The sequence below is a fragment of the Staphylococcus sp. HMSC070D05 genome (assembly GCF_001815595.1).
GTDB lineage: Bacteria > Bacillota > Bacilli > Staphylococcales > Staphylococcaceae > Staphylococcus > Staphylococcus hominis.
Map to the genome: position 1 here is coordinate 20,554 of NZ_KV821107.1, position 10,611 is coordinate 31,164.

The 10,611-nt window shown below is 31.7% G+C and carries 11 protein-coding genes; 9 read left to right on the forward strand and 2 right to left on the reverse strand.

Annotated features, from left to right (window positions below):
- The first annotated feature begins 178 nt into the window (after positions 1–178).
- The gene (locus HMPREF3046_RS04330; RefSeq protein WP_070716729.1) at positions 179–1,738 is read left to right on the forward strand and encodes an SLC13 family permease; all 1,560 of its coding nucleotides are present in this window, start codon (positions 179–181) and stop codon (positions 1,736–1,738) included.
- A 172-nt stretch (positions 1,739–1,910) separates the two neighbouring features.
- Here the strand turns inward: HMPREF3046_RS04330 and HMPREF3046_RS04335 are convergent, their stop codons facing one another.
- Positions 1,911–2,711: a prephenate dehydratase gene (locus HMPREF3046_RS04335; protein ID WP_070716732.1), complete on the reverse strand. Its 801-nt coding sequence runs from the start codon at positions 2,709–2,711 to the stop codon at positions 1,911–1,913.
- Between the two features lie 30 nt (positions 2,712–2,741).
- On the reverse strand, positions 2,742–3,809 hold the full coding sequence (locus HMPREF3046_RS04340; protein ID WP_070716736.1) for a nitric oxide synthase oxygenase: 1,068 nt from the start codon (positions 3,807–3,809) through the stop codon (positions 2,742–2,744).
- A gap of 178 nt (positions 3,810–3,987) precedes the next feature.
- Here HMPREF3046_RS04340 and HMPREF3046_RS04345 point away from each other — a divergent pair, with 178 nt between their 5' ends.
- The 8 genes from HMPREF3046_RS04345 to HMPREF3046_RS04380 all read left to right on the forward strand — a co-directional run.
- Positions 3,988–5,457, forward strand: a complete 1,470-nt coding sequence (locus HMPREF3046_RS04345) for a nicotinate phosphoribosyltransferase (RefSeq protein WP_070716740.1) — start codon at positions 3,988–3,990, stop codon at positions 5,455–5,457.
- Positions 5,450–6,286, forward strand: coding sequence for an ammonia-dependent NAD(+) synthetase (nadE, locus tag HMPREF3046_RS04350; protein ID WP_070716743.1), 837 nt, complete (start codon positions 5,450–5,452; stop codon positions 6,284–6,286). Before HMPREF3046_RS04345 ends, nadE begins: the two co-directional genes overlap by 8 nt.
- Before the next feature lie 110 nt (positions 6,287–6,396).
- Positions 6,397–7,002 (forward strand): DUF2179 domain-containing protein, encoded by a 606-nt coding sequence (locus HMPREF3046_RS04355; RefSeq protein WP_070716746.1) that lies wholly within the window; start codon positions 6,397–6,399, stop codon positions 7,000–7,002.
- Complete coding sequence (locus tag HMPREF3046_RS04360) at positions 6,983–7,165, forward strand: NETI motif-containing protein (protein WP_070549526.1); 183 nt, start codon at positions 6,983–6,985, stop codon at positions 7,163–7,165. Before HMPREF3046_RS04355 ends, HMPREF3046_RS04360 begins: the two co-directional genes overlap by 20 nt.
- Positions 7,166–7,387: 222 nt before the next feature.
- The gene (gene purB, locus HMPREF3046_RS04365) at positions 7,388–8,683 is read left to right on the forward strand and encodes an adenylosuccinate lyase (protein ID WP_070716749.1); all 1,296 of its coding nucleotides are present in this window, start codon (positions 7,388–7,390) and stop codon (positions 8,681–8,683) included.
- A 104-nt stretch (positions 8,684–8,787) separates the two neighbouring features.
- Positions 8,788–9,090, forward strand: a complete 303-nt coding sequence (locus tag HMPREF3046_RS04370) for a YerC/YecD family TrpR-related protein (protein ID WP_002450083.1) — start codon at positions 8,788–8,790, stop codon at positions 9,088–9,090.
- 159 nt (positions 9,091–9,249) lie between these two features.
- A complete protein-coding gene (locus HMPREF3046_RS04375) occupies positions 9,250–9,942 on the forward strand; it encodes a heptaprenylglyceryl phosphate synthase (RefSeq protein ID WP_070716751.1) in 693 nt (230 codons plus the stop codon).
- Positions 9,942–10,611, forward strand: a 670-nt coding sequence (locus HMPREF3046_RS04380) for a UvrD-helicase domain-containing protein (RefSeq protein ID WP_176744386.1), incomplete at its 3' end; no start/stop codon positions are given. The genes HMPREF3046_RS04375 and HMPREF3046_RS04380, both read left to right, overlap by 1 nt.

Sequence of the window (10,611 nt, forward strand, 5' to 3'; positions counted from 1 at the left end):
ATATATAATAAAACGTTTTCTTTTATGTTATAATATCATTATATATTTTCAAAAAAGTCAGATTTCTAAGGGGTTGTTTGCGATATAATAGGGATCAAATCAACTTTATTGTGATGATGCCATATTTCTAAAAATAGAATATATTAAGTTAAGTTTCTAATTTTAAAGGGGGAATTAGATGACTAAGCAATCACGTTTTCGAAGAAATGCACCATACTTAACATTTTTTTCTAAAAAAGATCATACAAATCAATCTTATTCTATAGGGCAATTATTGGGGCTCATTTTAGGACCGTTATTGTTTGTTCTTATCTTATCATTCTTTCATCCAGTAGAACTTCCTTTCAAAGGGGTATATGTTTTAGGAATTACGGTTTGGATAGCTATTTGGTGGATTACAGAAGCGATACCAATTGCTGCAACGAGTTTTTTACCACTCATACTTTTGCCTTTAGGACATGTACTTTCGCCTGAACAAGTCTCTTCTGAATATGGTAATGATATTATCTTTTTATTTTTAGGTGGTTTTATTCTTGCAATTGCTATGGAAAGATGGAATTTACATACACGTGTAGCTTTAACTATTATTAGATATATTGGCGCAAGCACGAGTAAAATATTATTAGGATTCATGATTGCTACAGGATTTCTATCGATGTTTGTATCAAATACAGCGGCTGTTATGATAATGATACCTATTGGTTTAGCAATTATTAAAGAAGCGAATGAGTTGAAAGATGATGACGTTAAAGCAGATAGTATTTCGAAATTTGAAAAATCGCTTATCTTAGCTATTGGTTATTCTGGGACCATCGGCGGATTAGGTACACTTATTGGAACACCGCCACTCATTATACTAAAAGGACAATTTGAACAACATTTTGGACAAGAAATTAGCTTTGCTAAATGGATGATTGTTGGTATTCCTACAGTCATTATTTTAATAGCATTAGCATGGGCTTATTTAAGATTTATCGCATTTAGACATGATTTGAAGTATTTACCGGGTGGTCAAACATTGATTGAAGATAAACTCAATCGACTTGGTAAAATGTCTTATGAAGAAAAAGTGGTTCAAGCTATTTTTATTCTTGCAAGCTTACTATGGATAACAAGAGAATTTATTTTAAAAAATTTTTCAATAACATCTGAAGTTGCAGACGGTACAATTGCAATATTTATTTCTATTTTACTTTTTATATTTCCTGCTAAAAGTAAAGAAAAGCATAAGCGAATTATTGATTGGGAAGTAGCAAAAGAATTACCATGGGGTGTACTTATATTGTTTGGTGGAGGCTTAGCTTTAGCAAAAGGAATTTCAGAAAGTGGTTTAGCAAAATGGCTAGGTGAGCAACTGAAAATGTTAGATGGGGTGCATCCACTAGTAATAGTTATTGTCATTACAATATTTGTATTATTTTTAACAGAAGTGACTTCGAATACAGCAACTGCTACAATGATTTTACCTATTCTTGCTGCGCTATCTGTAGCAGTAGGTGTACATCCATTGTTATTAATGGTACCCGCAGCTATGGCAGCAAACTGTGCTTACATGTTACCAGTAGGAACACCCCCAAATGCTATTATATTTGGATCAGGTAAGTTAAGTATTAAAGAAATGGCTAAAGTAGGATTTTGGGTTAATTTAATTTCTGCAGTGATTATTATAGTAGTTGTTTATTTCTTAATGCCATATATTTTAGGATTTGATATTTCTGACACATTAAATTTAAAATAAAATTAAATATCGTGAAATCATATATTCATTGTGTATGTTTTATCTTAATATTTTAAATAAATACACAAAAGGAGCCTAGGACATCATGAATGGTCCTAGGCATTTTTAATATAATTCGGTTAGGTTTTCAGAATGAAAGGATACATTCACCACACATATTGTCCAATCCCTTTTATTGACGATGAAAAGCACCAATAATTTTCACTGAAAAATCTAATGTCTCTAATATCGATATAACTTTATTCAAATTATCTGATAGCCCAATATCTGCTTGTACGAAGAAGCGATACATACCCAGTTGAGTTTTCAGTGGTCTTGATTCAATCCATGATAAATTAATATCAAATAATGCAAATGTAGTCAGTATACTTGCCAGTAATCCAGCTTTGTCATACTCAGGGGTAATTAATAGCATTGTGTTATTCGTTTTAGACTCAAAGTTATTATCATTTTTTATGACTAAAAAACGTGTAACATTATGCGGATAATCTTGAATATTACTCTCTATAGCAGTATATCCATACATTTCACCACTACCTACAGGAACAATGGCTGCTACATCCGAGGAGATTTTTTCTAATCCTTGAATCGTACTCTCAACATAATCGTAAGAAAATTGATGTTTTTGAATGTATTGGCTTGTTTGACTGATGGCTGGTGCGATAGAGTATACCTTTTTTATATTTTCTATCTTTGAGTCCTTTGTCGCATATAAACCAAAATTAATATCTAAATGTATTTCCCCATGTGCAAAAACATGTTGTTGAGCCAGTGCATCTGCCACAATGTTTATAGTTCCTTCAATTGAATTTTCTATTGGTACAATTGCTACAGATTGAGCGTCACTATTTACTGCCTTAATGACTTCGTATAAATTAGACTTTGATATGAAATTAAAGCTATCTTTTGAAAAATATTTTTTAGCAGCTAAATATGAAAATGTGCCTTCGGGACCTAAATAATATAAATGCATGATGAAGTGTCACCTCATGAATCTTGTACACTAGTGGAATGGACATTTCATCGGTGTCGCTTTTTTATAATGGAAATTAGGGTCTTTAATAGTATTCTTGTATCCATGATGGTAATTAGCAGTTAACGTTGGCGATAACGGTGGTGCTAACCATGACCATTTTCCAGTAACATCACGATGATGCTGTTTCTCTTTTTCTTCAAATAATTCAAATTGTTTAGCAGCAGTTAAGTGGTCAACAATAGAAACACCTTGTGATTTAAAAGAGTGATAAACTGCATAATTTAATTCTACTAATGTACGATCTTTATTAAATGAATTATTTTTAAGTGTACCAAATTCAAATGTTTCTGCAACTTTTTCAAGCAAATTATAGCGGTAAGTATCAGTAAAATTACGAACTGCAATTTCAGTGACCATGTACCAACCATTAAAAGGAGCAGTTGGATATGTAATTCCACCTATTTTCAAATCCATATTAGAAATAATAGGAACACCATACCATTTTAAATGTAAATCTTTCAGCTTTGGAAATTGATCATGTTCTATATCTACTTCTTTAATCAATGAAGGAGGAAATTCATGATATTTTATAGGTGAATTTGGTAATTGATAAATAAGAGGAAGCACGTCAAAGTCTGAACCTTTGCCTTTCCATCCCAAATGATTAGCTAATTGTGTTATCTCGCGTTCTGATGGATCGCCTTTATCTTCATATCCTGCGTAACGTATTAATTGATTGTTATATATTTTAGGTGCATCAGTTGAAGAAAATATAGTGATATATGGTTTGATTTTACCGCCATTTGTCGCTTTGCTTAAATGATTATGAAGTGCATCTAAGAAATGTTGTTCAGTATAACTATCTCGTGCATCCACAACGTTTAATGATTCCCAAAATAAGCGACCGACACATCGATTGGAATTACGCCATGCCATTTTAGCGCCATAATTTAGTTCTTCATAAGTATGTGTATAGGTACCTGTCCGATTGATTTCTTTCTCTATCTCAGTGATACGTTTAGAAATAGTATGATTTGAGTAATTTAATTCACTATACATAGTTTGGATAAAATTTGTAGCTTCTTCTAATAGCATATAATCACCTCAATAGTATTATAAGCGAGTAACTGATATAACACATACAATAAATACTTATGTCATGAATTTGTCGAATTAAAAAAATTGAATTTTTAAATTAAAGACTATTATCGAAAATACTCACTATTACTGAATTGTGATAAAATATACAAAAAGGTTGTTAGGAGAGATGAGGGTGTATCGTTACGAAGATGATAGTTTAATGTTACATAATGACTTATATCAAATAAATATGGCAGAAAGTTACTGGAATGATGGTATTCATGAAAGAAATGCAGTGTTTGATTTGTATTTCAGAAATATGCCATTTGGAAGTGGATATGCTGTTTTTAATGGGTTGAAAAGGATGATTCAATTTATAGAAAACTTCCATTTTAGTGATTCTGATATCGAATATTTACAATCAATAGGATATAAAAATGACTTTTTAAAATATCTTAAAAATTTAAAATTTACAGGGAATATTCGCGCGATGCAAGAAGGAGAATTGTGCTTTGGGAATGAACCATTATTACGAGTAGAAGCGCCGCTAATTCAAGCTCAACTTATTGAAACGATTTTACTTAATATTGTAAACTTTCATACGCTGATTACAACGAAAGCTAGTAGGATTCGTCAGGTTGCACCACAAGATACGTTAATGGAATTTGGTACACGACGTGCACAAGAAATTGATGCTGCAGTTTGGGGAGCGCGTGCAGCATATATTGGTGGGTTTGATTCAACAAGTAATGTCCGAGCAGGCAAATTATTTGGTATTCCAGTTTCTGGAACTCATGCTCATGCACTAGTTCAAACATATGGTGATGAGTATAAAGCATTTAAGATTTATGCAGAGCGACATAAAAATTGTGTGTTTTTAGTAGATACGTTCCACACTTTAAAATCAGGAGTACCAACTGCAATTAAAGTTGCAAAAGAATTAGGAGATTCCATTAATTTTATAGGTATAAGATTAGACTCTGGTGACATTGCATATTTATCGAAAAAAGCTCGTCGTATGCTTGATGATGCAGGCTTTAAAGACGCAAAAATCATTGCTTCAAATGATTTAGATGAGCAAACAATTACAAGTTTAAAAGCACAGGGGGCAAAAGTAGACTCTTGGGGTGTAGGGACTAAACTGATTACGGGTTTTGATCAACCAGCCTTAGGAGCAGTTTATAAACTTGTCGCTGTTGAAAATAATAAAGGTAAATATGTAGACCGTATCAAACTATCGAATAATGCGGAAAAAGTTACTACGCCTGGTAAGAAAAAAGTATATCGTATTATTAATACTAAAACTGGAAAAGCTGAAGGTGACTATATCACGCTTGAACATGAAAATCCTAATAAAGAAAAACCATTAAAGATGTTCCATCCAGTTCATACTTATAAAATGAAACATGTTAAGCATTTTGAAGCGGTTGATTTACATCATTCAATTTTCGAAAATGGTAAGTTAGTTTATGACTTACCAAGTGAAAAAGAAACTCAAGATTATTTAAAACAATCATTATCACAATTGTGGGAAGAAAATAAACGTTATTTAAATCCACAAGAATATCCAGTAGATTTAAGTACAAGTTGTTGGAATAATAAACAAAAGCGCATTCTTGAAGTGACAGAACATGTTAAGGAAATGGAGGAAGACAATGACTAATTTACAAGATATCGTAGTAAAAGAAATGAAAGTAAAAAAACATATTGATAGTCAACAAGAAATTCGTGAGATTATCCAATTCATTAAAAATTATGTTCAATCACATACATTTATTAAGTCATTAGTACTTGGCATATCTGGTGGTCAAGATTCTACACTTACTGGTAAATTAGCACAATTAGCAGTTGAAGAACTCCGTAAAGAAGGAAGAGAATGCCAATTTATAGCTGTTAAACTTCCCTATGGTAAACAAAAGGATGCGGATGAAGTAGAAGATGCACTCCATTTTATTCAACCTGATGAAGTGATGACAGTTAATATTAAACCGGCAGTAGATCAAAGTGTAGCATCATTGAAAGAAGCGGGTATTGAACTTACAGACTTCCAAAGAGGAAATGAAAAAGCAAGAGAGCGCATGAAAGTACAATTTTCTATTGCTTCAAATCGTAGTGGTATTGTTATAGGTACGGACCATTCAGCTGAAAATATCACAGGTTTTTATACTAAATACGGTGATGGTGCTGCTGATATTGCACCTATTTTTGGACTGGATAAACGCCAAGGTAGACAGCTTTTGGAATATTTAGAAGCGCCATCACATTTATATGAAAAAGTACCTACTGCTGATTTAGAAGATGATAAACCTCAATTACCTGATGAGGAAGCATTAGGGGTAACTTATAATCAAATTGATGACTACTTAGAAGGCAAAGAAGTACCAAGTGATGCAAAAACAACGATAGAGAATCATTATGTTAAAAATGCACATAAAAGAGAATTAGCATATACTCGCTATACTTGGCCTAAACATTCACATACAAAAGAATAAATGAATACTTTAATAATTAAATGATTTAATTACTATTAGTTTTTAGTGACAAAATTATTTGTGACTGATAAAATTATTTCGAATTTTAGTTAAATGAAATGAGGAATAATATGTCAGTAATAACGTCAAATCCATGGATAATGGTATTAGCGATATTCATCATTAACGTTTTTTACGTTACATTTCTTACAATGCGCACAATTTTAACGTTAAAAGGATATCGTTACATGGCAGCGGTAGTGAGTTTTCTTGAAGTTTTAATATATGTTATTGGATTAGGGCTAGTGATGTCTAGTTTAGATCAAATTCAAAATATTATTGCATATGCCTTTGGATTCTCAATAGGTATCATTGTTGGAATGAAAATTGAAGAAAAGCTTGCATTAGGCTATACAGTTGTAAACGTAACATCTGCAGAATACGAGCTTGATTTACCTAAAGAGTTACGAAATTTAGGTTATGGTGTTACTCATTATGAAGCACATGGTAGAGATGGAAGTCGAATGGTAATGCAAATTTTAACACCAAGACGTTATGAACGAAAATTAATGGAAACTGTTCGTAGTTTAGATGAAAAAGCATTTATCATTGCGTATGAACCTAGAGCCATTCACGGTGGATTCTGGACTAAAGGTGTTCGAACTAAGAAAGTAAAAGCATATGAAGTAGAAGAAATAGAAAGTGTTGTGGAACATAGTGAAGTTCAAGGTAAATGAAAATGAAACTATTTCAGATTGTATTACACGCATGAGAAAAGAAGGATACATGCCAGTCAGACGTATTGAAAAACCTGTTTACTTTGAAGATAAACAAGGAAATATAAAGATATTACGACAAGATATTCAATTTGTCGGTAAGAAAATAGAAAACGACATTTAATAACTGCTCATATATAGGTCTTTGACAATTTAGAAGTCAGAGACCTTTTAATATTTTTATAAAGTTCGTAAACCTATATTCAATTAGAATAAAAAATCTTTATACTTTTAGTATAGAATCTGTTAAACTATAAATATAGATTTAAATACGAACTATTTTACTTAAAAACGATTTAATGTACAGCTTTTTATAAAAATAATTACATAAGATAGGAGTTTAATAATGATTGAACGTTATTCAAGAGAAGAAATGTCTAATATTTGGACAGACCAAAATAGATATGAAGCATGGTTAGAAGTGGAGATTCTTGCTTGTGAAGCCTGGAGTGAATTAGGGTATATTCCTAAGGACGACGTAAAAAAAATTCGTGAAAATGCTAAAGTTGATGTCAATCGTGCAAAAGAAATTGAACAAGAAACACGTCATGATGTAGTAGCGTTTACAAGACAAGTATCTGAAACACTTGGAGAAGAACGTAAATGGGTTCATTATGGATTAACTTCTACAGATGTTGTAGATACTGCATTAAGTTATGTAATTAAACAAGCGAATGAAATTATTGAAAAAGATATTGAACGCTTTATTAAAGTACTTGAAGAAAAAGCTAAAAAATATAAATATACATTAATGATGGGTCGTACACACGGTGTTCATGCTGAGCCAACCACTTTTGGCGTAAAAATGGCATTATGGTATACAGAAATGAAACGTAATTTAAAACGTTTTAAAGAGGTACGTAAAGAAATTGAAGTTGGAAAAATGAGTGGCGCAGTAGGAACATTTGCCAATATTCCTCCTGAAATTGAAAGTTACGTTTGTAAACATCTTGGAATTGACACAGCACCTGTATCAACTCAAACACTTCAACGCGATCGTCATGCTTATTACATTGCAACTTTAGCGTTAATTGCGACATCATTAGAAAAATTTGCTGTAGAAGTTCGTAATTTACAAAAAACTGAAACGAGAGAAGTTGAAGAAGCATTTGCAAAAGGTCAAAAAGGATCATCAGCAATGCCGCATAAACGTAATCCAATCGGTTCAGAAAATATTACAGGTATTTCAAGAGTGATTCGTGGTTATATTACAACTGCTTATGAAAATGTCCCATTATGGCATGAACGAGACATTTCTCATTCTTCTGCAGAGCGAATTATGTTACCAGATGTAACAATTGCATTAGATTATGCTTTAAACAGATTTACTAATATTATCGACCGTTTAACAGTATTTGAAGATAATATGAGAAATAATATTAATAAAACATTTGGTCTTATTTTTTCACAACGCGTTTTACTTGCATTAATTAATAAAGGTATGGTTCGTGAAGAAGCATACGATAAAGTACAACCTAAAGCGATGAAATCTTGGGAAACTAAAACACCTTTCCGTGAACTTATAGAACAAGATTCAACCATTACAAATGTTTTATCTAAAGAAGAATTAGACGAATGTTTTGATCCAAAACATCATTTGAACCAAGTTGACACCATTTTTAAACGTGCTAATTTAGAATAGTTTACTAATATAGTTTTAGTATTTTCAATTGAAATAACTACACTTTAATTAATTAATGCGTTAAAATATAGTTATATTTAATTTGAAAATAGGGGTTGCTTGAGATGCAAATTGAAAAATTAAGAGGAGAAGCATTGGATGAATTATTTGATGCCATCTTAACACTTAAAGATAGAGAAGAATGTTATCAATTCTTTGATGATTTATGTACAGTCAATGAAATTCAATCTTTATCTCAAAGACTTCAAGTTGCTAAAATGATAAAGCAAGGTTTTACTTATGCAACTATAGAACAGAAATCTGGTGCATCAACAGCTACGATATCTAGAGTTAAACGCTCACTGCAATGGGGTAATGATGCGTATACAATGATTTTAGATAGATTAAATGTTGAAACAAAAGAATAAATAAAGAGAGACAATTGCTTAGCTAAAAATAGCAATTGTCTCTTTTTTGTGAATATAATTTTTACAATTTATACTAGCATAAACTTAGTGTATTGATTTAGAATTGCAAGGGTAAAAATGCTATAATTTAGTGTATGTTAAAAGAAGGAGTTATGGATAATGTATGACATTAGAAAGTGGCAGCATGTATTTAAACTTGATCCTGCCAAAGAGATTAGCGACGAAAATTTAGAAGCCTTATGTATGTCAGATACTGATGCCATCATGATTGGTGGGACAGACGATGTAACTGAAGATAATGTCATTCATCTTATGAGTAGAGTTAGAAGATATCCATTACCTTTAGTACTAGAGGTTTCAAATTTAGAGAGCGTAATGCCTGGTTTTGACTTTTATTTTATACCTTCAATATTAAATAGTAATGATGTGACATATCATAATGGTTTGCTTCATAAAGCATTAAAACAATATGGTCATATGATTAATTTTGAAGAAGTGATGCTTGAAGGGTATGTCGTTCTTAATCCAGATAGTAAAGTAGCCAAACTTACGCAATCCAATACTCAGTTAGATGTTGAAGATATTGAAGCTTATGCTCAACTCGTTGAAGAAATGTATAAGTTGCCAATTTTGTATTTAGAATATAGTGGTACATATGGAGATAAAGATATCGTAAAAGCCGCTTCCCAAATGTTAACCCATACACAATTATTTTATGGTGGTGGTATTAGTTCTTTAACTGAAGCTAAAGAAATGAAAAACTATGCCGATACAATTATTGTAGGTAATATTATATACTCAGATATTAAAAAAGCTTTAAAAACTGTAAAAATAAAGAAGGAGTCGAAATAATGAATGCTCTAGTAAGTAATATGAATAAAGAACAAAGTGAAGCAGTTAGAACGACAGAAGGTCCTCTGCTTATCATGGCTGGCGCAGGTTCAGGTAAAACAAGGGTGTTAACACACCGTATAGCCTACTTATTAGATGAAAAAGATGTTTCTCCGTATAACATTTTAGCTATTACGTTTACTAATAAAGCTGCAAAAGAAATGAAAGAGCGTGTGGAACACTTGGTTGGTGAAGAAGCTCAAGTGATTTGGATGTCAACATTCCATTCAATGTGTGTAAAGATTTTAAGAAGAGATGCAGATCGTATTGGCATTGAACGTAACTTTACCATTATTGACCCAACTGATCAAAAATCTGTAATTAAAGATGTACTTAAAAATGAAAATATTGATAGTAAACGTTTTGAACCGAGAATGTTTATTGGTGCCATCAGTAATTTAAAAAATGAATTGAAAACGCCCGAAGATGCGATGAAAGAAGCAAATGATTTTCATTCACAAATGGTTGCAACAGTATATAGTGGATACCAACGACAACTGTCTAGAAATGAAGCATTGGATTTTGATGATTTAATCATGAAAACGATTCGTTTATTTGAACGTGTACCAGATGCATTAGAATACTATCAAAATAAATTTCAATACATCCATGTAGATGAGTATCAAGATA

Coding starts and splice junctions, on each gene's coding strand:
- HMPREF3046_RS04330 (WP_070716729.1), top strand. CDS start 179: ATGACTAAGCAATCACGTTTTCGAAGAAATGCACCATACTTAACATTT.
- HMPREF3046_RS04335 (WP_070716732.1), bottom strand. CDS start 2,711: ATGCATTTATATTATTTAGGTCCCGAAGGCACATTTTCATATTTAGCT.
- HMPREF3046_RS04340 (WP_070716736.1), bottom strand. CDS start 3,809: ATGCTATTAGAAGAAGCTACAAATTTTATCCAAACTATGTATAGTGAA.
- nadE (WP_070716743.1), top strand. CDS start 5,450: ATGACTAATTTACAAGATATCGTAGTAAAAGAAATGAAAGTAAAAAAA.
- HMPREF3046_RS04355 (WP_070716746.1), top strand. CDS start 6,397: ATGTCAGTAATAACGTCAAATCCATGGATAATGGTATTAGCGATATTC.
- purB (WP_070716749.1), top strand. CDS start 7,388: ATGATTGAACGTTATTCAAGAGAAGAAATGTCTAATATTTGGACAGAC.
- HMPREF3046_RS04370 (WP_002450083.1), top strand. CDS start 8,788: ATGCAAATTGAAAAATTAAGAGGAGAAGCATTGGATGAATTATTTGAT.
- HMPREF3046_RS04375 (WP_070716751.1), top strand. CDS start 9,250: ATGTATGACATTAGAAAGTGGCAGCATGTATTTAAACTTGATCCTGCC.